Here is a 22,694-nt window from a genome sequence, read left to right as displayed (position 1 = left end):
CCCTAGAGCGCCCGGAACAGCCCCTCCTGGACGACCGACACCAGCAGCCGCCCGTCCAGGTCGTAGACCCGCCCGCGGGCCAGGCCCAGACCGCCCGTGGCGATGGGGGACTCCTGCTCGTACAGGAACCACTCGTCCGCGCGGAACGGCCGGTGGAACCACATGGCGTGGTCCAGTGAGGCGATGTCGAAGTTCCGCGGCCCCCACAGCGGTTCGACGGGGACGCGGACCGCGTCCAGGAGGGTCATGTCGCTGGCGTAGGTCAGCGCGCAGGTGTGCACCAGCGGATCGTCGCCCAGCGGGCCGACCGCGCGCATCCACACCGCGCTGCGCGGCTCGGCGCCCGCTATCTCCTCGGGGTGCCAGCGCAGCCGGTCGACGTAGCGGATGTCGAAGGGCTGGCGGCGCGCCATGCGCTCCAGCTGCTCGGGCAGCTCCCCCAGATGCTTGCGGATCTCCTCCGCGAGCGTCGGCAGCGACTCCGGGTGCGCCACCTCGCGAAGTTGCGGCAGCTGGTGCTCGAAAGGTGCCGGCTGAGGCTTGTGGAAGGAGGCGGTCAGATTGAAGATCGTGCGGCCCTGCTGCACGGCGGTGACCCGGCGCGTCGTGAACGACCGCCCGTCCCGGACCCGTTCCACCTGGTACACGATCGGCACGCCCGGCCGGCCCGGGCGCAGGAAGTACGCGTGCAGCGAGTGCACCGGACGGTCGCCCTCCGTGGTGCGGCTGGCGGCGACCAGCGCCTGGCCTGCCACCTGGCCGCCGAAGACCCGCTGGAGGGACTCCTGGGGGCTGCGGCCCCGGAAGATGTTGACCTCGATCTGCTCCAGGTCGAGCAGGTCGACCAGTCTCTCGGCCGGGTTGGTCATGGGTGGGATTCTCCTGTGCTGGGACCTGCGCCCGGACCTGTTCCGGGGCTGCTCAGAGCTGGCCGACGTCCGTGACGCGGACGACCGCCCGGCCCTCGGCGTCGGAGGCCGTCAGGTCGATCTCCGCACTGATGCCCCAGTCGTGGTCGTCGTTCGGGTCGTCGAAGATCTGGCGGACACGCCACAGCGCGTGCTGCGGCTCCTCCTGGATCACGAGCAGCTTGGGGCCGCGGGCGTCGGGGCCGGTGCCCAGGTCCTCGTACTCGTCCCAGTACTTGTCCATCGCCTCGCCCCAGGCCTCGGCGTCCCAGCCGGACTCCGCGTCCATCTCGCCCAGTTCGTCGACCCGGTCGAGGGCGGCGAGCTCCACCCGGCGGAACATCGCGTTGCGCACCAGGACCCGGAAGGCGCGCGCGTTGGCGGTGACCGGCTTGACCTCGTCGGCCTTCTCCTGGGCCTCCTCGGCGGTCATCTCCTCCGGGTTGGCGAGCTGCTCCCACTCGTCCAGCAGGCTGGAGTCGACCTGCCGGACCATCTCGCCCAGCCACTCGATCAGGTCCTGCAGGTCCTCGGACTTCAGGTCGTCCGGGATGTTGTGGTCGAGGGCCTTGTACGCGCTCGCGAGGTAGCGCAGCACGATGCCCTCGGTGCGGGCCAGCTCATAGACCGACACCAACTCCGTGAAGGTCAGCGCCCGTTCGTACATGTCCCGGATGACCGACTTCGGCGACAGCGGATGGTCGCCGACCCAGGGATGGCTCTTGCGGTACGTGTTGTACGCGTGGAACAGCAGCTCTTCCAGGGGCTTCGGGTAGGTGATGTCCTGGAGACGCTCCATGCGCTCCTCGTACTCGACGCCGTCCGCCTTCATCGCGGCGACGGCCTCGCCCTTCGCCTTGTTCATCTGGGCGGCCAGGATCTGGCGCGGATCGTCCAGCGTGGACTCGACGACGGACACCATGTCCAGGGCGTACGAGGGCGAGTCGGGGTCGAGGAGTTCGAACGCGGCCAGGGCGAAGGTCGACAGCGGCTGGTTGAGCGCGAAGTCCTGCTGGAGGTCGACCGTGAGCCGCACGATACGGCCGGTGGCGTCGGGCTCGTCGAGTTTCTCGACGATGCCGCCGTCGAGCAGCGAGCGGTAGATGGCGATGGCCCGGCGGATGTGCCGCAGCTGCTGCTTGCGCGGCTCGTGGTTGTCCTCCAGGAGGTGGCGCATCGCGTCGAAGGCGTTCCCCGGGCGGGCGATCACCGACAGCAGCATCGTGTGCGTCACCCGGAACCGCGACGTCAGGGGCTCCGGCTCGGACGCGATCAGCTTCTCGAAGGTGTTCTCCGTCCAGCCGACGAAGCCCTCCGGCGCCTTCTTGCGCACCACCTTGCGCCGCTTCTTCGGGTCGTCGCCCGCCTTCGCCAGCGCCTTCTCGTTCTCGATGACGTGCTCGGGTGCCTGCGCGACCACCAGCCCGGCCGTGTCGAAACCGGCCCGGCCCGCGCGGCCGGCGATCTGGTGGAACTCACGGGCGCGCAGGGTGCGCACCCGGTTGCCGTCGTACTTGGTGAGAGCGGTGAAGAGCACCGTGCGGATGGGCACGTTGACGCCCACGCCCAGGGTGTCGGTGCCGCAGATGACCTTCAGCAGACCGGCCTGGGCGAGCTTCTCCACCAGGCGCCGGTACTTGGGGAGCATGCCGGCGTGGTGCACGCCGATGCCGTGCCGGACGTAACGGGAGAGGTTGCTGCCGAACTTGGTGGTGAAGCGGAAGTTGCCGATCACCTCGGCGATCTGCTCCTTCTCCTCCTTCGAACACATGTTGATGCTCATCAGCGCCTGCGCCCGCTCCACCGCCTGCGCCTGCGTGAAGTGCACGATGTACACCGGCGCCTGCCTGCTCTCCAGCAGTTCCGTGAGCGTCTCGGTCAGCGGGGTGAGCTTGTACTCGTAGGACAGCGGTACCGGGCGGGTCGCCGAGCGGACCACCGCGGTGGGACGGCCGGTGCGGCGGGTGAGGTCCTGCTCGAAGAAGGAGACGTCGCCGAGGGTGGCCGACATGAGGATGAACTGGGCCTGGGGCAGTTCGAGGAGCGGGATCTGCCAGGCCCAGCCACGGTCGCCCTCCGCGTAGAAGTGGAACTCGTCCATGACGACCTGGCCGACGTCCGCCTGCTTGCCGTCGCGCAGCGCGATGGAGGCGAGGACCTCCGCGGTGCAGCAGATGACGGGCGCGTCGGAGTTCACGGAGGCGTCGCCGGTGAGCATGCCGACGTTCTCGGTGCCGAAGAGCTTGCACAGCTCGAAGAACTTCTCCGACACCAGCGCCTTGATCGGGGCCGTGTAGAAGGTGACCTCGTCCCGGGCCAGCGCGGCGAAGTGCGCGCCCGCGGCGATCATGCTCTTACCGGAGCCGGTCGGCGTCGACACGATCACGTTCGCCCCGGAGACCGCCTCGATCAGCGCCTCCTCCTGGTGGGGGTAGAGCGTGAGACCGCGCTCCTGGGCCCACGCCTCGAAGGCTTCGTACAGGGCGTCGGGGTCGGCGGTCGGCGGCAGCTGATCGATGAGGGTCACGCCCCCATCTTGCCTGGCCCACCCGCCGAGGGGGGAATCGGCTTCGAGCACGAAGATCATGACCGCTACGCTGTGACGCCGACGGAGCGTCAACGCACCCGGTCAACTGGACAGCGGCACACGAGGAATGGGGCGGGCAACGGCCATGATGGGACCAGCACACTCACTGTCGGGAGCCGCCGCCTGGCTCGGCGTCGGAGCGGCGACCGCCGCGGCCGGGCACCCGATGCCCTGGCCGGTGCTGCTGGTCGGGGCGCTGATCTGCGCCGGTGCCGCGCTCGCCCCCGACCTCGACCACAAGGCCGCCACCATCTCCCGCGCCTTCGGTCCGCTGTCGCGCTGGCTCTGCGAGATCGTCGACAAGCTCTCCTACGCCGTCTACAAGGCGACCCGGAAGCAGGGCGACCCGCGCCGCTCCGGCGGCCACCGCACGCTGACCCACACCTGGCTGTGGGCGGCGCTGATCGGTGGGGGCTGCTCGGCCGCCGCGATCCTGGGCGGCCGCTGGGCGGTGCTGGCGATCCTCTTCGCGCACATGGTGCTGGCGATCGAAGGGCTGCTGTGGCGGGCGGCCCGCGGCTCCAGCAGCGACGTGCTGGTGTGGCTGCTGGCGGCGACCAGCGCCTGGATCCTGGCCGGCACCCTGGACAAGCCGGGCAACGGCTCGGACTGGCTGTTCACCCAGCCCGGCCAGGAGTACCTGTGGCTGGGGCTGCCGGTGGTGCTGGGGGCGCTGGTGCACGACATCGGGGACGCGCTGACCGTCTCGGGCTGCCCGATCCTGTGGCCCATACCCATCGGCCGCAAGCGCTGGTATCCGGTGGGCCCGCCGAAGGCGATACGGTTCCGTGCCGGCAGCTGGGTCGAGCTGAGGGTGCTCATGCCCGTGTTCATGGTGCTCGGCGGCATAGGCTGCGCGGCCGCTCTGAACGTGATCTGACCCGGGGCCCGGCCGGCCGCCCAAGCGGTGCGCCCCGCGCGTCAGCCCGTCTTCTCCGAGCCGCTCCCGTAGCGGCGCTCGAACGCGGCGACGCGGCCCTCGGAGTCCACGGTGCGGGCCTTCCCGGTGTAGAAGGGGTGGCTCTCGGACGAGATCTCCACGTCGACCACCGGGTACGTCTCGCCGTCGTCCCACTCGATGGTCTGGTCGCTGCTCGCGGTGGACCGGGTGAGGAAGGCGTATCCGGCGGCACGGTCCCGGAAGACCACCGGGTGGTAGTCGGGGTGCTTGTCCTGCTGCATGGCGGCTCCTCGAAGAACGGGTCGGTCGGGCAGGGGCGGGCGGGCTCAGCCGTAGGTCGCGTCCTCGTCGACGATGTGCACCGCGGCCTCCTCGGCGGAGGCCCCGGCGCCGTCGATGCCGACGTCGCTTGCGACCAGGCCGTTCTCGTCGTCCTCGTGCGCGCCCTCGTTCGGGGCCACGAGCCGGCCGGAGCGCAGGTCACCGACCTCGTTGTCCAGGGGCTCGCCGTCGGTGCCGTCGCAGTCACCGATGCCGTCGTCGTCGGGGACCGGCAGCTCGGGCTGCTCCTCGGCGAGCCGCTGGTCCAGGGTCTCGCCCCGATGGCGCTCCGCAGCGGTCACCCCGGTGTGCTCCACCGCCCACGGCCGCTCCGGTGGGGACCAGCCGCGGTCCAGGGGATCGGCGACGCCGTCGAAGTCCAGCGTGTCCTCGACGTCGAGCAGACCCGAGTCCTCCCGGATTTCGGACTCATCGGGCTGGTAGACGTCGTCCCCCCATCCGTCGGCGGTGGTCACGGCTACCTCCAGGGAGTGCGGACGCGGTCCGTACGGCGGACCGCCGGCACCCCGGCCGGCGGGCGCGTGCGCCGAGAACCGGATGGTTCCCGGCCGGCCCCCGAACCGGTGCCGCTCCCCAGCCTTCCACCCCTGCTCGCACCCGCGCAACGGCACGGGGCACGACCTGCGCCGCCCGGCGCCCCGTGCCCCGGCCGCCGAGGCCCGTCACCCGTGCCAGGACCGCCACAGCGCCGCGTACGCGCCGCCGGCCGCCACCAGCGTGTCGTGGCTGCCGAGCTCGCTGATCCGGCCGTTCTCGACCACGGCGATGACGTCCGCGTCATGGGCGGTGTGCAGCCGGTGCGCGATGGCGACCACGGTGCGGCCGTCCAGGACCCGGGCCAGGGACCGTTCCAGGTGGCGGGCGGCGCGGGGGTCCAGGAGGGACGTCGCCTCGTCCAGGACCAGCGTGTGCGGGTCGGCCAGCACCAGCCGGGCCAGCGCGATCTGCTGCGCCTGCGCCGGGGTGAGGGCGAGCCCGCCGGAGCCGACCTCGGTGTCCAGACCCTCCTCCAGGGCCTGCGCCCACACGTCCGCGTCGACCGCGCCGAGGGCCGCCCACAGCTCGGCGTCCGCCGCGTCGGTGCGGGCGAGCAGCAGGTTGTCGCGCAGGGAGCCCACGAAGACGTGGTGCTCCTGGTTCACCAGGGCGACATGGGAACGGACCCGCTCGGCCGTCATCCGGGACAGCTCCGCGCCGCCGAGGGTGATCCGGCCGGCCCGGGGCGCGTAGATCCCGGCGAGCAGCCGGCCCAGGGTGGACTTGCCCGCTCCCGAGGGGCCGACCAGGGCCAGCCGGGTGCCGGGCGCGACCTCCAGGGAGACCTCACGCAGCACGTCGACGCCCTGGAGGTAGCCGAAGCGGACCTCGTCCGCGTGCACCTCCCGGCCGGCGGGGGCCAGCGCGGCATCCCCGGCGTCCGGCTCGATGTCCCGTACGCCGACCAGCCGGGCCAGGGACACCTGGGCGACCTGGACCTCGTCGTACCAGCGCAGGATCAGGTTGACCGGCTCGACGAGCATCTGGGCGATCAGCGCGCCCGTCGTCAGCTGTCCGACGTCGATCCAGCCCTTGAGGACGAAGACGCCGCCGATCATCAGCACCGAGCCGAGGACCGTGGTGTGGGTGGCGTTGATCGCCGGGAACAGCACCGACCGCAGCCACAGGGTGTAGCGCTCCCACGCCGTCCACTCCTTGATCCGGCGCTCGGACAGGGCGATGCGGCGGGCGCCGAGCCGGTGCGCCTCGACGGTGTGCCCGGCGTCGACGGACTCCGCGAGGGCGGCGGCCACGGACGCGTACCCGGCGGCCTCGGAGCGGTAGCCGGCGGGCGCCCGCCTGAAGTACCAGCGGCAGACGACCACCAGGACCGGCAGGGCCAGCAGCACGGTGGCGGCCAGCGGCGGAGCCGTGACCACGAGCCCGCCGATCAGCAGCACCACCCACACCACGCCGATCGACAACTGCGGCACGGCCTCCCGCATGGCGTTGGCGAGCCGGTCGATGTCCGTGGTGATCCGGGACAGCAGGTCCCCCGTGCCCGCCCGCTCCAGGACGCCCGGCGGCAGCCGGACCGACCGGACGAGGAAGTCCTCGCGCAGATCGGCCAGCATCCGCTCACCGAGCACGGCACCCCGCAGCCGTACCTCGCGCACGAAGACGGCCTGGACGGCGAGCGCGAGCACGAACAGGCCGATGGTCAGGCCGAGATGGAGGTCGCGGGCGTCGTCGGAGACCCGCTGGACGAGTCCGCCCAGCAGGTAGGGGCCGGCCATGGAGGCGACCACGGCCACCGTGTTGACGGCGATGAGAAGGGTGAAGGCCCGGCGGTGCCGGCGGAACAGTTCGGCCACGTAGGCACGCACGGTCGCGGTGGCGCCGACGGGCAGGGTGGTGGCCGTCGTCGGGGCCGCCGGGTCGTATGCCGGTGGCGCGACGCCGATCATGCGCTCTCCTCGATCTCTTCCAGCGCCGCGCCTCGGAGCGCGACTTCGTTCGCTTCCAGCGCCGTGCCGCGCAGCTCGGCCTCTTCGTCCAGGACGCCCCGCACGGAGGCTTCGTCGTCCGGCTCACGTGTCACCACCGCCCGGTACCGCCGCTCGGTGCGCACCAGTTCGCGGTGCACGCCGACCGCCACGGCCTCGCCTTCGTGGACGAGGACCACCCGGTCGGCCCGGTCGAGCAGCAGCGGTGAGGAGGTGAACACCACGGTCGTACGGCCGGACCGCAGCGCGTGGACCCCCTCCGCGATCCGGGCCTCGGTGTGCGAGTCGACGGCGGAGGTGGGTTCGTCCAGGACCAGCACACCGGGGTCGGTGATCAGCGACCGGGCCAGCGCGAGCCGCTGGCGCTGCCCGCCGGACAGTGACCGGCCCCGCTCGGTGATCCGGGCGTCCAGCGGGTCGGTGACGTCCAGTGAGCCCTGGACCAGGGCCTCCAGGACGTCCGCGCACTCGGCGGCGGCCAGCGCGTCCTCGGCCCGTACGGCTCCGGAGGCCGGCACGTCGAGCAGTTCCCGCAGTGAACCGGACAGCAGCACCGGGTCCTTGTCCTGGACGAGCACCGCGGTACGGGCGGTCTCCAGGGGCAGTTCGTCGAGCGGGACGCCGCCGAGCAGTACCGAGGTGCCGGCCTCGGCCGGGTGGCCGCCCAGTCGTTCGGCGAGGTGCCCGGCCGCGTCGGGATCGCCGCAGACCACGGCGGTCAGCCGGCCCGCGGGAGCGAGCAGGCCGGTGGCGGGGTCGTACAGGTCGCCGTCCGGCACCGTGTCCGCGCGCGAGCCGCCGGTGTCCGTGGCCCGGTCCAGGGAGAGCACCCGCGCGGCCCGTTTCGCCGACGGGCGTGAGAAGGAGTAGGCCATGGCGATCTCGGTGAAGTGCTGCAAGGGGTAGTTGAGGATCATGACCGCGCTGTAGACGGTGACCAGTTCACCGACGGTCACGCGGCCCTGCCGGGCCAGGCTCACCCCGTGCCAGACGACCGCGATCAGCAGCAGCCCGGGCAGCAGCACCTGGATCGCGGAGATCAGCGACCACATCCGGGCGCTGCGCACGGCGGCGTGCCGTACCTCCTGGGAGGCGCGGCGGTAGCGGTCGAGGAACAGGTCCTCGCCGCCGATGCCGCGCAGTACGCGCAGTCCCGCGACGGTGTCCGAGGCCAGCTCCGTGGCCCGGCCGGCCTTGGCGCGCTGGAGGTCGGCGCGCTGGGTGGCCCGGGGCAGCAGCGGCAGGACGGAGAGCGCGATCAGAGGCAGGCCGGCGGCGACGACCCAGCCGAGGGCCGGCTGGTAGAAGAGCAGGGCGACGCCGACCACGACGACCGTCAGCGCGGCGGCGGTGAAGCGGGAGACCGCCTCGACGAACCAGCCGATCTTCTCGACGTCGCCGGTGGAGACGGCCACCACCTCACCGGCCGCCACCCGCCGGGTCAGCGCGGAGCCCAGCTGGGTGGCCTTGCGGGCGAGCAGTTGCTGGACCCGGGCGGCCGCGGTGATCCAGTTGGTGACGGCGGCCCGGTGCAGGAAGGTGTCGCCGACGGCGATCGCCGTGCCGCACAGCACCAGGAGACCGCCCGTCAGGGCCAGCCGGGCGCCGGAGTGGTCCACGACGGCCTGGACGGCGAGGCCCACGCAGAACGGGAGCGCGGAGACGGACACGAAGTGCAGCAGCCCCCAGGCCAGGGCCTTGAGCTGACCGCCCAGCTGATTCCGTCCCAGCCACCACAGGAACCGGGGGCCCGAACGTGCGTCCGGTACGCCCGGATCGGAGTACGGAAGGTCTTGAATCTGCATGGCGTCCCAGCGGCTCGGGTCGGGAAAGGTGGCGACAAGCCGTGAAAGGTTCGCGTCGGAGCGTCGTCGAAATCAAACGGTTTTCCCTGACGGCCCTCGAAATCCACCCCCTTCCGGCCAGGTCCCGCCGCTCAACACGCGGTGAATGTCTGGAGATTTCATGAATCACGCGGTATGTGATGTCAGGATGGCCGGGTGCAGATCAAGAGCGTCCGGCGGGTGACCGTCACGGCGGCGGTTCTCGGAGCCGTTCTGGCGACCCTGAGCGCCTGCGAGGCGTCACAGAGCGGTGGCGCGAAGAACGGGCTGCCGGGGCCGCACGCCAGAGTCGGACCGCCGAGAAACCCACGGACCGCCGGAGCCGGCCCGGCCGGGCAGCCGGACCGGGCCGGCCCCCTCGGGGATCCGGGCCGGATCCCGGGCGTCGGCGAGCGGTTGCAGGCGGAGATTCCCGCCGGCTCCGGCCAGGTCGTCGCGGTGTACGGCGAGGACAAGGACTCGGCCGACTCCACGGTCGTCCTGTACACGCGGGACACGCGGGACACGGGGGTCGGCGGCTGGCGGCCGGCGGGCAGTTGGCCCGCCCACAACGGGAGGTCCGGCTGGACCAGGGACCACCACGCCGGTGACGGACGCAGCCCGGTGGGCGTGTTCACCGTCACCGACGCCGGCGGGGTGCTCCCCGATCCGGGCACGCGGCTCTCCTACGCCCAGGGCCGGGACCTCTACGCACCCCCGCGCTACTGGAGCCCGGCGTACCAGCACGACTTCGACTACGTCATCGCCGTCGACTACAACCGCCTGCGGGGCACACCGCCGCACGACACCACCCGTCCCTGGGGCGACGGCAGGGGCGGCAGCATCTGGTTGCACCTCGACCACGGCAGGGGCACCTCGGCGTGCATCGGCCTTCCCAAGGGCGCCATGGAGTATCTGCTGCGCACACTCGACCCGGCCCGCGACCCCGTCGTGGTGATGGGGGACAGGCCGACCCTCCTGTCGTGACGCGGAGCCGGCCCCGGCCCCGCGCGGTGTCACCGTCCGCCCGGCCCCGCCGCACCGCCGGACGGGGCCGCCGCGCCCGGGTTCGCGTCCACGAGGTCCACGTCGTCCGCACGGACGTAGGCGAGCCGGTGGCCGAACTGGATCTCGTAGTACCTCTCCTGGCCCAGTACCACGGGCTGAGGCGTGGTGGAGAAAGTGGACCGGTCGACGTAGGAGCCGCCGACGCCGGACTGCGTCACGTACCGCTGACCGGCCCGCAGACTGTACGGCAGTGGCGACTCCTCCTCCCCCTCCATCCCGTCGGGGTAGGCCTCCTCCTCCGGGAGAGCCCGCCCGAACACCGGGATCTCGGCCCGGCCCGCCTTCGGCGTCACCATGCGGCCGCTCGCGCCGACGGCCGTCGGGTGCACCGTGGGGTTCTTGAACCACGCCTTGTTGCCCTGGTACCAGATCGCCGTCCACTCGCCGCTGCGGTCGGCCACGGCGAAGGTCTGCCCGGCGGAGACCCGCGAACCCAGGTCGCTGACGTCCTCCGTGGACGGGTCGCCGTCCGGCTTGCGGCCCGGGTCCTGGATCAGCGGAGCGTTCTCGTCCGGCCGGGTGTACAGGCGGACCGCGCTGGAGCCGTGCGGCGCGCACTTCCGGCCGTCGCCGTTGCACCCCGTGAACCGCGGTTTGTGGGTGGCGTAGTCCGGCAGGATCATCACCATGGGGCTGTCCGGTCCGGCCGTGGCCTTCAGCGGTGCGCCGAGGAGGTCGAAGTAGTGCCGCCAGTCCCAGAACGGCCCCGGGTCCTCGTGCATCTCCGGAATGCTGTCGCCGGTCGGCGACGGCACGTTGTCGTGGCCGAAGATGTGCTGCCGGTCCATCGGGACGCCGTACTTCTTCGCCAGGTAGCGCACCAGGCGGGCCGAGGACCGGTACATCTGCTCGGTGTACCAGGTTCCCGGGTGGGTGAGGAAACCCTCGTGCTCGACGCCGATCGAGCGGGCGTTCACGAACTTGCTGCCGGAGTGCCAGGCCTCGTCCTTCGTCCTGACGTGCTGGGTGATGTGGCCGTCGCTGGAGCGGATCGAGTAGTGCCAGGACGCCTCGGTCGGGTCCTGCACGGTCTTGAACATGTTCGGCAGCGTCGACTCGGTGTCGTGGATGACGATGTACTCGATCTTCTGGTCGCGCGGCCGGTCGGCGAGGTCGTGGTTGCCGTAGTCGCCGTCGTCGTCGATCTGCACGTAGGGAGCGGCGAGCCAGTCGCAGGACAGTTCGGGCGGGCACTCGACGTTCTTCGGCCGTTTGGGGGTCTGCGGGCCGGGGTGCGGTCTGACGCCCGGGGTGGCGGGGAGGGTGACCTCCTGCCCTTCGGCGGTGACCCGGTGCACGCCCCGGCGGATCAGGCCGAAGACGTCGTTGGCGTACGTGGTCGCCGACGTGACGTCACGGGTACCGGGGAAACGTTCCACCGCCTGCCACCAGTCCTCGGGGTCGGCGCTGAGCGGCTTGCCGAGGTGCCGTTGCGCGGCCGCCAGCAGCGCCGCGCCGCCGCGGACGTTGGCCACGTCGTCCGTTTGCAGCTGCCCGGCGGGGACCTTGATCAGGCGTGCGGCGCGTTCCAGGTCGGCAGGCTGCACGGCGTGACCGCCGGCGGAGAACGCCGTTCCCGCCAGCGGGTCGGCCTCGCGGCCGTTCGCCCCCTGCGGGCCCGGAGCCGTTGCCGGGGCAGGGGCGCGGGCGGTGTCCACCAGGTGCATCGGACCGTAACCCCCCGCGACGCTCGGGGTACCCGGGTGGGTGTCCCAGCGCGACTGCATGTAGGACACGCCCATGAGCACGCTGCGCGGCACGTGGAACTCGCGCGCGGCGTCCGTGAACGCGTGTTGCAGACGCTGGTCCTCGGAGTCGTCGGCGCCGGACGCCGGAAGGATCAGCAGCGGTGGCAGAAGTGCGGCCGTCGCGATCAGGCAGGCCGTCAGACGGCACGTCCGGAGGGCACTGGGCACACGTGGAGCGACAGTTCTTCTCATACCAGAGGGTCTCCAACCGCTTGCTGAGGGTCTCCAAGCACGCTCGTCGCAACCAGGGCAAGGGGGTTGCCCTTCACGTCACCCCTCGTACGTTTCCGTGCCCGGCGCGACACGGCGCGCCGAGCGTCGACCGGGTGGCCCAGCGCCCCGGCACAGGCCACCCGGTCGGCGGGCAACGGCTCGGCATCCGGCGGCGGCCGCGCACCGCGGCGACTCAGTCCTCGACCGGGTCCACCCGCCAGTCGGGATGGCCCGGCATCGGCGGCGTGTCGGGTCCGTGGAGCCACGGCGTCAGAAAGGGCGTCAGGTCGGTCCCCGCGACCTCGGAGGCGAGCGCGACGAAGTCCCGGGTACCGGCCGCGCGCCCCCGGTACCGCGTCACCCAGGTGCGCTCGATCCGGCCGAACGTGTCGTCACCCACCTTCTCCCGGAGGGCGTACAGCACCAGCGCCGAGCCGTCGTAGCGCATCACCTTGAACAGCGTGGGCTCCGTGGGCTCGGCCGGGGCCCCGTCGTCGTGGCGCCACTGGTCGTGCTGCTCGTACGCCGCCCGCATGGCGTCCTCCATGCTCACGCCGCCGTGCTCCGCGGAGTACAGCCGTTCGTAGAAACGGGCGTGACCCTCGCTCAGCCACAGGTCGGACCAGCGTCTGATGGCGACGCTGTCACCCGTCCAATGGTGGGTCAGCTCGTGGACCAGGTTGCGTTCGGCGTCGACCCGGTCACCCAGCAGGTCGTCCTTCGGTACGACGGACAGCGACTGCGTCTCCAGCGCCACCGGCAGGTCGGTGTCGCCGACGAGTACGCCGTAGCGGCGGAACGGATACGGCCCGAGGCGCTGTTCCAGCCAGGCCAGGTGCTGCGGGGTGAGTGAGCGGCCGGCCTCGGTGTCGGTGACCAGGCCGTCGGGAACGACGTCACGCACCGGCAGGCCGCGCGGCCCCTCGCTGTCGACGAACGCGAACTTCCCGATCGCCATCTGGACCAGCTGCGCCGCGATGGGCTCCTCGGAGTCGTACGTCCAGCGGACCCGGCCGCCGGGCCGCGGGACGCGATCGACGAGCCGGCCGTTGGCCACCGCGCGAAGGCCCGGCGGGGTGGTGATGCGGAAGGTGACGGGGGCGCGCAGGCTGGGGTGGTCGTTCACCGGGAAGATCATTTTCGCGCCGTCGGGCTGAGCGCAGACCAGTGTGCCGTCGGGGGTGGGCACCCAGCCGTACTCCCGGATCGCGTCGCTTCGCCGTCGTCGCTGGGTGGGGTCGGCGGTGTAGGCGACGCGGACGGTGAACGCGGTGCCGCGCGGAATCGGTCGGGCGGGCGTGACGACGAGTTCGTCGCCGTCGCGCACGGTGGCGGCCGGCGCGCCGTCGACGGTGACCCGGTGCAGCGCGTTGCCGGCGAAGTCCAGGTCGAAACGGGACAGGGCCTGGGTGGCGACGGCGCTGATGGTGGTAGCGGCGGGGAAGGGGGTCTCGGGGGCCCGCCAGTCGAGGTCGAGCGTGTAACGGCGGACGGTGTAGCCGCCGTTGCCGTCCAGCGGCATGAGCGGGTCGCCGATGCCGGGTGCGCCGGGGGACGGGGCGGGGCCGGGCGGGGCCGCCGAGGCGCCGGGGGCGGCGGAGCCGTGGCCCCGGTAAGGGACGCCGGCGAAACAGCCGGTGCCGGTGAGTGCGACGGCTCCCGCGAGCGCGAGGGCGGCGCGCAGTGCGCGAGCGGTCATGATCTCCATGGCAGCACTGTGGCAGGTGAAGTCGCTTATAGCATCATATGTTCCTACGGGGGCCATGCCCCTGCGGTGGACGCCGGCCCGTGAGCCGCGTCGACCGGTCGGGCCGGGTGGCCGACGGGCCGGCCGTCGACCGGTCCGGTCATTGCGGCGGAGGGCCAACTCCCCGTAGAACACCGGCCATGAGAAGACGGATTGCCATGTCCATGCTCACGGGAGTCGCCCTCCTGGCGAGCGCGCTCCTCGGTACGGGTGCCCCCGCCGCCCGTGCCGCCGACGTCCCGGCCGAGTTCGGCACCGACTGGCACGACCCGGTGACCGCGGCCCCGCCGGTGTCCGTGCCCAAGGGCGCCAGGTCCTGCCAAGTCACCCTGGCCGAAGCCCAGTTCCGCGACTTCACGCCGTACCGGGGAACGTACACGCCCCCGCGGGGCTGCGGCGGCCGCTGGAGCAAGGTCGTGCTGCGGCTGGACGGCAAGGTGAAGGGCCGTCAGTACGACCGGCTGGGCTATCTGCACGTCGGCGGTGTCGAGGTCCTGCGCACCTCCACCCCCGAGCCCTCGCCGGACGGCATCGAGTGGCACGTGGAGAAGGACGTCACCCGCTACAGCGACACCTTCCGCAGCGCGCAGGACGTCGAGATGCTCATCGGCAACGTTGTCGACGACACCTACACCGGCGTCATCGACGTCAAGGCCACGCTCACCTTCTACCCGGGGCGCCCCGAGGCCTCCGTACCCGACCGGGTGCTCACCCTGGCCGGCGGTACCACCCTCACCGCCCCGCGCAACAGCGAACGCGTCGTCGCCGAGGTGTACGCCACCGGATCGGGCGGCGGCTGCGAGGAGTTCTGGTACCTGACGGTGGCCGACCCCGCCCCGTACTCCTGCAAGGCGGACAAGGGGCCGTACCGGGAGGTGCAGATCAAGGTCGACGGCCAACTGGCCGGAATCGCCGCGCCGTTCCCGAACGTGTGGACCGGGGGCTGGTCCGACCCGTTCCTCTGGTACGTGATCCCGGGCCCGCGCGCCTTCGACGTCAAGCCGATCGAATACGACCTGACGCCGTTCGCCGGACTCCTCGACGACGGCCGCCCGCACCAGGTCGAGGTCTCCGTCCCCGGCGTGCCCGAGGGCCAGGCCGGCTGGAGCGCACCCGTGAACGTGCTGGTCTGGCAGGACGCGCACCGGGCCCACGTCACCGGCGGGCTCACCGAGACCAAGGCCTCCGAACCGGTCAACTCCTCCGTGTACAGCCCGGGTCCGGGGGAGTACCGGGTCGACACCGACGCCGGGCACCGGCTCACCGTCTCCGGATACGTCGACACCTCGCACGGCCGGGTGACCACCACCGTCAGCCGCACCCTGGCCAACACCTCGGCGCACCGCTGGAACGACGGCGAGACGACGGACGCGCTCGACGCCACCTGGACGGACGACCAGAGCGTGACGGTCAGGGCGGGCGCCACACCCCGGACGACCCGAACCCACCGCACATACACCATGAACGGCGCCACCACCATCGGCGCCGACGACCGGCTGCGCACCCGACTTGCCCTCGGCGACCGGGCGGTGATCAAGCGGTCCGGAGGCGGCTGGTCACGGCTCGACGACACCTACCGCGGCGACGCGACGTACACCCTGAACGTGCCGCGCGATCAGCGGCACGCGGTCGGCACGTCGAGCGAGCGCTACCGGCTGTACGGCCCGGACGGCTGCTACGACCGCACGCTGGCCACCGAACAGGGGGTGCTCACGGAGGACCGCCGCGGCTGCTGAGCGGCGGCCGCTGAAACCGAGTTGTGCGCCGTGCGCCGCCAGGCCACTGCGTCGCCGTCTTCGCCGTCTCCCGTTGGGAGGGCGCGCCGGACGCGGAACGGGCGGAAGCGGACGCCGGGCGGCGGGACGGGAAGCGGTTCACTCTCCGGACGGCGGGACGGCGGCACGGCGGCACGGCGGGGTGGCGGGGTGGCCGGGCGGAGGGGTGGCGGGAGCCGCTTCGCCATGTCTCAGCAGTGCTTGGCCGCCACCGGCCCGTCGACCAGCGTATCCAGCAGCCCGGCCAGCATCTCGCGCTGCTCCGCCGAGAGCGGAGCCAGGATCTCCTCGGCGGCGGACCTGCGCGCCGCCCGCAGCTCACGGAGGGTCTCGCGCCCCTCGTCCGTGATCTCGATCCGGGTCACCCGGCGGTTCGTCGGGTCCGGCACCCGGCACACCTTGCCGCTCGCCTCCAAGCCGTCGACCAGCGTCGTCACCGCGCGCGGCACCACCTCCAGCCGCTCGGCGAGATCGGTCATGCGCGGGGGCGTGTCGTAGTGCGCGAGGGTGCGCAGCAGCCGGGACTGGGCGGGGGTGACGCCCAGATCGTGTGCCTCGAGGTGGCGCTTCTGGATGCGCCACACCCGGCGCGTGAGGCGCAGCAGCTGCTCGGCGAGCGGGCCGTCGGAGTCGGGGGTGCTCATACGGGAACAATATCAGGACTATGTTCATTGTGAGTATAGGTAACAGTGAGCTATGCTCCGTGAGTCCGTAGACACCACACCCATCCGTAGGAGCCATGCCCCGAGACGAGATCAACTGGACCCCTGAGGGCACTTCGGCCGGACAGCCCCGCCAGGTGCGCCGCATCCTCAAGCTCTTCCGCCCCTACCGCGGCCGGCTCGCGATCGTCGGCCTGCTGGTCGGCGCCGCCTCGCTGGTCTCGGTCGCCACCCCGTTCCTTCTCAAGGCGACCCTCGACACCGCGATCCCGCAGGGCCGCACCGGACTGCTCAGCCTGCTCGCGCTGGGCATGATCCTCAGCGCCGTCCTCACCAGCGTCTTCGGCGTCCTGCAGACGCTGATATCCACCACCGTCGGCCAACGCGTCATGCACGACCTGCGCACCGCCGTCTACGGCCGGCTGCAGCGCATGTCGCTGGCCTTCTTCACCCGCACCCGCACCGGCGAGGTGCAGTCCCGCATCGCCAACGACATCGGTGGCATGCAGGCCACCGTCACCTCGACGGCCACCTCCCTGGTCTCCAACCTGACCGGCGTCGTCGCCACCATCGTCGCGATGCTCGCCCTCGACTGGCGGCTCACCGTCGTCTCGATGGTCCTGCTCCCGGTCTTCGTCTGGATCAGCCGGCGGGTGGGCAACGAGCGCAAGAAGATAACCACCCAGCGCCAGAAGCAGATGGCCGCGATGGCCGCCACGGTCACCGAGTCGCTCTCCGTCAGCGGCATCCTGCTCGGCCGCACCATGGGCCGCGCCGACTCGCTCACCGCCTCCTTCGCCGAGGAGTCCGAGCAACTCGTCGATCTGGAAGTGCGGTCGAACATGGCCGGCCGCTGGCGCATGGCCGTGATCACGATCGTGATGGCCGCGATGCCCGCCGTCATCTACTGGACCGCGGGCATGGCCCTGCAGACGGGCGGCCCGCAGATCTCGCTCGGCACCATCGTCGCCTTCGTCTCCCTCCAGCAGGGCCTGTTCCGCCCCGCCGTGAGCCTGCTGGCGACCGGCGTCCAGATCCAGACCTCCCTCGCGCTGTTCCAGCGCATCTTCGAGTACCTCGACCTGCCCATCGACATCACCGAGCGGGACGAGCCGGTCCACCTGGACCAGGTGAAGGGCGAGGTCCGCTTCGAGGGGGTCGAGTTCCGGTACGACAGGCACGACGACAAGGTGGGCCCGGTCCTCGACGGCATCGACATCACCGTCCCGGCCGGCAACAGCCTGGCCGTCGTCGGCCCCACCGGCGCGGGCAAGTCCACGCTGGGCTACCTGGTTCCCCGGCTCTACGACGTCACCGGCGGCCGGGTCACCCTGGACGGCGTCGACGTCCGCGACCTCGACTTCGACACCCTCGCCCGCGCGGTCGGCGTCGTCTCCCAGGAGACGTACCTCTTCCACGCCTCGATCGCCGACAACCTGCGGTTCGCCAAGCCGGACGCCACCGACGAGGAACTGCACGCGGCCGCCCGCGCGGCCCAGATACACGACCACATCGCCTCGCTGCCCGACGGCTACGACACCGTCGTCGGCGAACGCGGACACCGCTTCTCCGGCGGCGAGAAGCAGCGGCTGGCCATCGCGCGCACCATTCTGCGCGACCCGCCGGTGCTCATCCTCGACGAGGCCACCAGCGCCCTGGACACCCGCACCGAGCACGCGGTGCAGGACGCCATCGACGCCCTGTCGGCCGACCGGACGACCATCACCATCGCCCACCGGCTGTCCACGATCCAGGGCGCCGACCAGATCGTCGTCCTCGACTCCGGGCGGGTGGCCGAACGCGGCACGCACGAGGAACTCCTGGAACTCGACGGCCGGTACGCGGCCCTGGTGCGCCGGGACGCCCGGCTGGAGGCGACGACGGAGCCGGCCGCAACCGGCGAGGCGCCCCAGTGGGAGACGGCCCCGCGCCCCCTGCGAAGGCGAGGCGACCGCAGCCGCACCCACGCGACCCCTCCGACGGGCTGAAGCCGACGGACGGGGGCCGACGGACGGGGGCTGGGGGGTGTGGCCTGGTGGCAGGGGGAGGGGTACGGGACCTCGACCGGAACCGCTCCGTCAGGGTCGCTCCACCGAATCCGACTCGCTCCGGGGCGGCCGTCGCGGCCGGTTCACCTCGGCCGTCGGCCGGGACCGCTCACCCCCGTTGCCCGGCCCCCGCCCGGTCCGTCCGTCTCGGTCGTCCCGTCGAAAGGTGGCGAATTGAAGTCGACAAGCTGAAGATATGCCGGGTTTATGGCGATATGCGGGCTAACGTGCCCGCATGCAGATGAACACTCCGCCACGGGACCCGAGTCGACGGACGGCCGCGAGCCGAGGTTTCTCCCGCCGCGGAAAGACGATCCGGCTGACCCGCCGGGGCAGGCTCGTCCTCGGCGTGACCGGCGTCGTCGTGGCCGGCGCCGCGGTGGCGGTGCCCCTGGTGTTCCTGGCGGGCGGCACGACCAGGTCCGCCAGTCTGGTCATCCCGGAGGGCTGGCGCGCGTCCCAGGTCTACGAGGCCGTCGACAAGGCCCTGTCCCTCCCGGCCGGCAGCACCAGGAGTTCCGTCGGCACCGCGGGCCTGAAACTCCCCGGCGAGGCCGGGGGCAACCCGGAGGGGTATCTCTTCCCGGCCACCTATCCCCTCAAGAAGGGGGCGACCCCGCAGTCGGTGCTGCGGGCCATGGTCGACACGGCCAACCAGAAATTCGGCGCCGCACCCGTCGCGGCCGGCGCGCAGCGCGACGCGATGAACGTCTACCAGGCGGTGACCATCGCCAGCATCGTCCAGGCCGAGGCCGTCGGCAAGACCGACATGGGGAAGGTGGCGCGGGTCGTCCTGAACCGGCTGCAGCACGGCATGCCGCTCCAGATGGACTCCACCCTCAACTACGCCCTCAACCGCAGTACTCTCAACACCACGGTGAAGGACACCCGCATCGAGAACCCGTACAACTCCTACCGGCGCATGGGACTGCCGCCCACGCCCATCGACAACCCGGGCGAGGACGCGATGCGTGCCGCGCTCAACCCGCCGCCGGGCAACTGGCTGTACTTCGTCACGGTCAAGCCGGGAGACACGCGCTTCACCGCCGACTACGCCGAACACCAGCGCAACGTGGCGGACTTCAACGCCGTACAGAACACCAAGACCCACCGGCCGCCGCAGGTCTCGCCGTCGCCGCGCTGAGCCGTCGGCACATCACGCGGCGACCGGCTTCCCGGCCAGCAGCCGCCTGATGTCCCGTACGGCGTCGCGCCCCGCGCGGTTGGCGCCGACGGTGCTGGCGGACGGGCCGTAGCCGACCAGGTGGACGCGCGGATCGGCGACCGCCCGGGTCCCCTCGACCTTGATCCCGCCGCCCGGCTCGCGCAGCCGCAGCGGCGCCAGATGCTCCAGGGCCGCGCGGAAACCGGTGGCCCAGAGGATGACGTCGGCTTCGACGCGCCGCCCGTCGCTCCACTCCACGCCGTCGGGGGTGATCCGGTCGAACATCGGCTGCCGGTCCAGGACGCCGTCCTCGAGGCCCTGCCGGATCGCGTCGTTCAGAGGCAGCCCGGTGACCGAGACCACACTCCGCGGCGGCAGCCCCTGGCGTACCCGCTCCTCCACCAGCGCCACCGCGGCCCGGCCCGCGCCCTCGTCGAAGGGCCCCTCACGGAAGACCGGCGGACGCCGGGTGACCCAGGTGGTGGCGGCCGCGTAGGGGGCGAGTTCCAGCAGATGCTGGGTGCCGGAGGCGCCGCCGCCGACCACCACCACCCGCTGGCCGGCGAACTCCTCGGGACCGGCGTACTGCGCGGTGTGCAACTGCCGTCCGCGGAAGGTCTCCTGGCCCGGGTAGCGCGGCCAGAACGGCCGGTCCCAGGTGCCGGTTGCGTTGATCAGCGCCCGCGTCGACCAGTCGCCGTGATCGGTCGCCACCAGCAGCCGGCCGCCCTCGCCCTCGCGCACCGCGCGGACGTCGACGGGCCGGTGCACCCGCAGGCCGAAGGTGCGCTCGTAGTCCGCGAAGTACTCGCCGATGACCTCGGCGGACGGCCGCGCCGGGTCGGCGCCCGTCAGCTCCATGCCCGGGAGCGCGTGCATCCCGTGGACCTTGCCGTACGTCAGGGACGGCCACCGGAACTGCCAGGCGCCGCCGGGCGCGGGGGAGTGGTCGATCACCACGAAGTCACGCTCCGGCTCGAAGCCGGTACGCCGCAGGTGATAGGCGCTGGACAGACCGGCCTGACCAGCGCCGATGACGACCACATCGACCTCACGCGCATTGTTCACGCTTCTACCAACAGTGGGGACGGCCGCGGATCTTCCCGGCACGGCCACTCGCACGCCGAACCGGCGCATGGGCCAGGATGGAGGCATGTCGGATGCCTTCACCACACGAGAGCTCGATGTCACCACCGGGAGCCGGGAACGGGTCGTCGACCTGACCGGCGACTGCGAGGCCTTCCTCCGCGAGGCGGCGGCCGGCCGTGACGGCCTGCTCAACATCTTCACGCCGCACGCGACGGCCGGTATCGCGGTCATCGAGACCGGTGCCGGCAGCGACGACGACCTGCTGGCCGCCCTGCACACCCTGCTTCCCGCCGACGACCGCTGGCAGCACCGGCACGGCAGCCCCGGCCACGGCCGCGACCACGTCCTCCCGGCGCTCGTTCCCCCGCACGCCACCCTCCCGGTGATCAACGGCCGCCTGGCACTGGGCACCTGGCAGTCGGTGTGCCTGGTCGACACCAACATCTCCAATGTCAACCGTAAGGTTCGACTGAGCTTCCTGGGCTGAGCAAGATCATCCTGGGTGTGGCCGCCAAATCTCCGTACCTTGCGTGCTCGAAACGGAGAAGCCTTGCGCGGTACGGACCTGAACATGATCGAACGCCCCTACGACGGATGCGGTAAGTGCCTGCTCGGGGTGCGGCGCCTGTCGCGGATGAAGCTCGCCACGTCCTCTCCGGAGCGGCAACGCGAGGACGTGCTGACCGTCGCCGCGTCTGTCGGAGGCCACATCATCGGCTGGGCCGACGACTGGGAGGTGTCGGGCGCCACCGACCCGATGACTCGGCCAAAACTGGGCCCTTGGCTCCGTGATGAGAAGGGTCCGTACTCCGGGTTGGTGGCCGCAGCCGTGGACCGGCTCGGCCGCAACGTCGTGGACTGCCTGAACACCGGCTACAAGATGCGCGACGAAGGAAAGCTGCTCGTCACCTACGGCCACGACGGTCCATGGGATCTGGATGACCAGGCGGACGAGAACCGCTTCACCATGGAGGCCTGGGGCGCCCAGATGGAACTGCGGGCCATCCAGCGCCGAAACCGCAACGCTACGGAGAAGACGCGGGCAGCGGGACGCCCGAAGGGGAAGCCCTCCTACGGATTTCAGTACGTGCGGACCGTGATGGGCGGCAAGATCGATCACGTCGTCCTGCATCCACACGCCTCGACTGTCATCCGTACGGTCGCCCGTCGCATCCTGGCCGATCCCGAAATCGTCACCCCCAGCAGCGAGGCGGCCCGCCTGAGCCGAGCCGGAGAGCTCTCACCCGCTGACCACTTGGCTGTCATGTACGGCAAGCCGGCAGGAGGCCGCCCCTGGCAGCCGACAAGCCTGAAGAACATACTTCTGTCCGAGGCGGCCTTGGGCTACTTGATGCACCAGAACAAGCCGGTGATCGACCGAGATGGAAACCCCATGCGGCTCTGCGAGGGCTTGTGGGACCGTCCCACGCACGAGGCCCTGAAGAAGGCCCTGGTTCCCCGGCGAACACCCTGGATCGGCCGCCGTGCAAACCGGCCTTACATGCTCACGGAGTTGGCGCTTTGTGGGCAGTGCCACAACCGGCTGTACACGCAGACCTCCCACGACCAGCCGCCTCGATACGTGTGCACTGCCCGGAACAAGGGATGGCTGAGCGCGAAGGACTGTCGGCCTGCGCCGCTGATACGGGCACAGCTACTGGATGCCTACGTTGAGGAGTGGTTCCTGCAGAGGTTCGGCGACGGAATGATCTTCGAGACGGTCTACGACGAGGGTAACGGCGTGGCGGAACGCATGGCCGAACTCCGCGCCAATCGCGAGCGCCTGCGCGCTGACCGCGAGGCCGGACTCTATGACGCGCCAGATGACGCCGCGTGGTTCCGGGAGAAGTACGCGGCGATGGGGCAACAGCTGGCGGAACTCGAATTGGAGCCGGAACGCCCGCCGGGTATGGTCCGGCGACCGACGGGAGAGACTGTGCAGGATCGCTGGGACAAAGCGTTGGATGTCCAGGCCCGTAAGGAAATCCTCATGGACTTCGGTGTGCGGGTCATTCTCTACCCGAATACAGCACCAGTGCGTTGGGCGGCAGGCGTAATGCACGGACCTGAACGTGATCCAGCGGGCATCGCATGAAGTCCGGTGGGCCGCTTCATCGCATCTGATTCGACGGCTG

Annotated in this window: 17 protein-coding genes; 7 read left to right on the top strand and 10 right to left on the bottom strand. The window is 71.4% G+C overall.

The window, feature by feature from the left end; all coding sequences use genetic code 11:
* Positions 1 to 2: 2 nt before the first annotated feature.
* Together LQ326_RS39085 and LQ326_RS39080 are read right to left on the bottom strand one after the other, a co-directional pair.
* The gene (locus LQ326_RS39085) at positions 3 to 869 is read right to left on the bottom strand and encodes an acyl-CoA thioesterase (RefSeq protein ID WP_234543832.1); all 867 of its coding nucleotides are present in this window, start codon (positions 867 to 869) and stop codon (positions 3 to 5) included.
* Positions 870 to 921: 52 nt separating this feature from the next.
* On the bottom strand, positions 922 to 3,435 hold the full coding sequence (locus LQ326_RS39080; protein WP_234543831.1) for a DEAD/DEAH box helicase: 2,514 nt from the start codon (positions 3,433 to 3,435) through the stop codon (positions 922 to 924).
* A 145-nt stretch (positions 3,436 to 3,580) separates the two neighbouring features.
* Here LQ326_RS39080 and LQ326_RS39075 point away from each other — a divergent pair, with 145 nt between their 5' ends.
* Positions 3,581 to 4,375 (top strand): metal-dependent hydrolase, encoded by a 795-nt coding sequence (locus LQ326_RS39075; protein WP_234543830.1) that lies wholly within the window; start codon positions 3,581 to 3,583, stop codon positions 4,373 to 4,375.
* A 41-nt stretch (positions 4,376 to 4,416) separates the two neighbouring features.
* Here the strand turns inward: LQ326_RS39075 and LQ326_RS39070 are convergent, their stop codons facing one another.
* The 4 genes from LQ326_RS39070 to LQ326_RS39055 form a co-directional block, all read right to left on the bottom strand.
* Positions 4,417 to 4,677, bottom strand: coding sequence for a type B 50S ribosomal protein L31 (locus LQ326_RS39070; protein WP_234543829.1), 261 nt, complete (start codon positions 4,675 to 4,677; stop codon positions 4,417 to 4,419).
* 45 nt (positions 4,678 to 4,722) lie between these two features.
* Positions 4,723 to 5,193, bottom strand: a complete 471-nt coding sequence (locus LQ326_RS39065) for a DUF5709 domain-containing protein (RefSeq protein ID WP_234543828.1) — start codon at positions 5,191 to 5,193, stop codon at positions 4,723 to 4,725.
* 207 nt (positions 5,194 to 5,400) lie between these two features.
* On the bottom strand, positions 5,401 to 7,182 hold the full coding sequence (locus tag LQ326_RS39060; RefSeq protein WP_234543827.1) for an ABC transporter ATP-binding protein: 1,782 nt from the start codon (positions 7,180 to 7,182) through the stop codon (positions 5,401 to 5,403).
* Positions 7,179 to 9,026 carry an ABC transporter ATP-binding protein gene (locus LQ326_RS39055; RefSeq protein ID WP_234543826.1) on the bottom strand — a complete coding sequence of 616 codons (1,848 nt, stop codon included), beginning with the start codon at positions 9,024 to 9,026 and terminating at the stop codon, positions 7,179 to 7,181. The genes LQ326_RS39060 and LQ326_RS39055 overlap by 4 nt, the downstream gene beginning before the upstream one ends.
* A 195-nt stretch (positions 9,027 to 9,221) precedes the next feature.
* Here LQ326_RS39055 and LQ326_RS39050 point away from each other — a divergent pair, with 195 nt between their 5' ends.
* Complete coding sequence (locus LQ326_RS39050) at positions 9,222 to 10,031, top strand: L,D-transpeptidase family protein (protein WP_234543825.1); 810 nt, start codon at positions 9,222 to 9,224, stop codon at positions 10,029 to 10,031.
* A 29-nt stretch (positions 10,032 to 10,060) separates the two neighbouring features.
* On the opposite strand, the gene LQ326_RS39045 is transcribed toward LQ326_RS39050, so the two are convergent.
* The gene (locus LQ326_RS39045; protein WP_268208144.1) at positions 10,061 to 12,052 is read right to left on the bottom strand and encodes an N-acetylmuramoyl-L-alanine amidase; all 1,992 of its coding nucleotides are present in this window, start codon (positions 12,050 to 12,052) and stop codon (positions 10,061 to 10,063) included.
* A 214-nt stretch (positions 12,053 to 12,266) separates the two neighbouring features.
* Positions 12,267 to 13,781 (bottom strand): M1 family metallopeptidase, encoded by a 1,515-nt coding sequence (locus LQ326_RS39040; RefSeq protein WP_234543823.1) that lies wholly within the window; start codon positions 13,779 to 13,781, stop codon positions 12,267 to 12,269.
* A gap of 179 nt (positions 13,782 to 13,960) precedes the next feature.
* Between LQ326_RS39040 and LQ326_RS39035 the strand changes: the two genes are divergently transcribed.
* Positions 13,961 to 15,556: a peptide-N4-asparagine amidase gene (locus LQ326_RS39035; protein WP_234543822.1), complete on the top strand. Its 1,596-nt coding sequence runs from the start codon at positions 13,961 to 13,963 to the stop codon at positions 15,554 to 15,556.
* Between the two features lie 230 nt (positions 15,557 to 15,786).
* Here LQ326_RS39035 and LQ326_RS39030 read toward each other — a convergent pair whose 3' ends face one another.
* Positions 15,787 to 16,239 carry a MarR family winged helix-turn-helix transcriptional regulator gene (locus tag LQ326_RS39030; protein ID WP_234543821.1) on the bottom strand — a complete coding sequence of 151 codons (453 nt, stop codon included), beginning with the start codon at positions 16,237 to 16,239 and terminating at the stop codon, positions 15,787 to 15,789.
* A gap of 95 nt (positions 16,240 to 16,334) precedes the next feature.
* On the opposite strand from LQ326_RS39030, the gene LQ326_RS39025 reads away from it, so the two are divergent.
* Both LQ326_RS39025 and mltG read left to right on the top strand, forming a co-directional pair.
* Entirely contained in the window at positions 16,335 to 18,245 is a 1,911-nt protein-coding gene (locus tag LQ326_RS39025; RefSeq protein WP_234543820.1) for an ABC transporter ATP-binding protein, read from the top strand.
* A gap of 295 nt (positions 18,246 to 18,540) precedes the next feature.
* Positions 18,541 to 19,449 (top strand): endolytic transglycosylase MltG, encoded by a 909-nt coding sequence (gene mltG / locus LQ326_RS39020; protein WP_234543819.1) that lies wholly within the window; start codon positions 18,541 to 18,543, stop codon positions 19,447 to 19,449.
* Between the two features lie 12 nt (positions 19,450 to 19,461).
* Here the strand turns inward: mltG and LQ326_RS39015 are convergent, their stop codons facing one another.
* Positions 19,462 to 20,538 (bottom strand): NAD(P)-binding domain-containing protein, encoded by a 1,077-nt coding sequence (locus LQ326_RS39015; protein ID WP_234543818.1) that lies wholly within the window; start codon positions 20,536 to 20,538, stop codon positions 19,462 to 19,464.
* Positions 20,539 to 20,623: 85 nt separating this feature from the next.
* Between LQ326_RS39015 and LQ326_RS39010 the strand changes: the two genes are divergently transcribed.
* Positions 20,624 to 21,046 carry a secondary thiamine-phosphate synthase enzyme YjbQ gene (locus tag LQ326_RS39010; RefSeq protein ID WP_234543817.1) on the top strand — a complete coding sequence of 141 codons (423 nt, stop codon included), beginning with the start codon at positions 20,624 to 20,626 and terminating at the stop codon, positions 21,044 to 21,046.
* 84 nt (positions 21,047 to 21,130) lie between these two features.
* The gene (locus LQ326_RS39005; RefSeq protein WP_234543816.1) at positions 21,131 to 22,654 is read left to right on the top strand and encodes a recombinase family protein; all 1,524 of its coding nucleotides are present in this window, start codon (positions 21,131 to 21,133) and stop codon (positions 22,652 to 22,654) included.
* Positions 22,655 to 22,694 lie beyond the last annotated feature (40 nt).

Origin of the sequence: Streptomyces shenzhenensis (assembly GCF_021462265.1) — a bacterium.
In the GTDB taxonomy this organism is placed as follows: domain Bacteria; phylum Actinomycetota; class Actinomycetes; order Streptomycetales; family Streptomycetaceae; genus Streptomyces; species Streptomyces shenzhenensis.
This window is presented reverse-complemented; position numbering and strand designations above follow the sequence as displayed.

What these genes read in the sequence shown, in the direction of transcription:
- LQ326_RS39055 (WP_234543826.1), bottom strand. Translation starts at nt 9,026, where the DNA reads ATGCAGATTCAAGACCTTCCGTACTCCGATCCGGGCGTACCGGACGCA.
- LQ326_RS39075 (WP_234543830.1), top strand. Translation starts at nt 3,581, where the DNA reads ATGATGGGACCAGCACACTCACTGTCGGGAGCCGCCGCCTGGCTCGGC.
- LQ326_RS39060 (WP_234543827.1), bottom strand. Translation starts at nt 7,182, where the DNA reads ATGATCGGCGTCGCGCCACCGGCATACGACCCGGCGGCCCCGACGACG.
- LQ326_RS39045 (WP_268208144.1), bottom strand. Translation starts at nt 12,052, where the DNA reads ATGAGAAGAACTGTCGCTCCACGTGTGCCCAGTGCCCTCCGGACGTGC.
- LQ326_RS39085 (WP_234543832.1), bottom strand. Translation starts at nt 869, where the DNA reads ATGACCAACCCGGCCGAGAGACTGGTCGACCTGCTCGACCTGGAGCAG.
- LQ326_RS39035 (WP_234543822.1), top strand. Translation starts at nt 13,961, where the DNA reads ATGAGAAGACGGATTGCCATGTCCATGCTCACGGGAGTCGCCCTCCTG.
- LQ326_RS39040 (WP_234543823.1), bottom strand. Translation starts at nt 13,781, where the DNA reads ATGGAGATCATGACCGCTCGCGCACTGCGCGCCGCCCTCGCGCTCGCG.
- LQ326_RS39025 (WP_234543820.1), top strand. Translation starts at nt 16,335, where the DNA reads ATGCCCCGAGACGAGATCAACTGGACCCCTGAGGGCACTTCGGCCGGA.
- LQ326_RS39070 (WP_234543829.1), bottom strand. Translation starts at nt 4,677, where the DNA reads ATGCAGCAGGACAAGCACCCCGACTACCACCCGGTGGTCTTCCGGGAC.
- mltG (WP_234543819.1), top strand. Translation starts at nt 18,541, where the DNA reads ATGCAGATGAACACTCCGCCACGGGACCCGAGTCGACGGACGGCCGCG.
- LQ326_RS39010 (WP_234543817.1), top strand. Translation starts at nt 20,624, where the DNA reads ATGTCGGATGCCTTCACCACACGAGAGCTCGATGTCACCACCGGGAGC.
- LQ326_RS39005 (WP_234543816.1), top strand. Translation starts at nt 21,131, where the DNA reads ATGATCGAACGCCCCTACGACGGATGCGGTAAGTGCCTGCTCGGGGTG.
- LQ326_RS39030 (WP_234543821.1), bottom strand. Translation starts at nt 16,239, where the DNA reads ATGAGCACCCCCGACTCCGACGGCCCGCTCGCCGAGCAGCTGCTGCGC.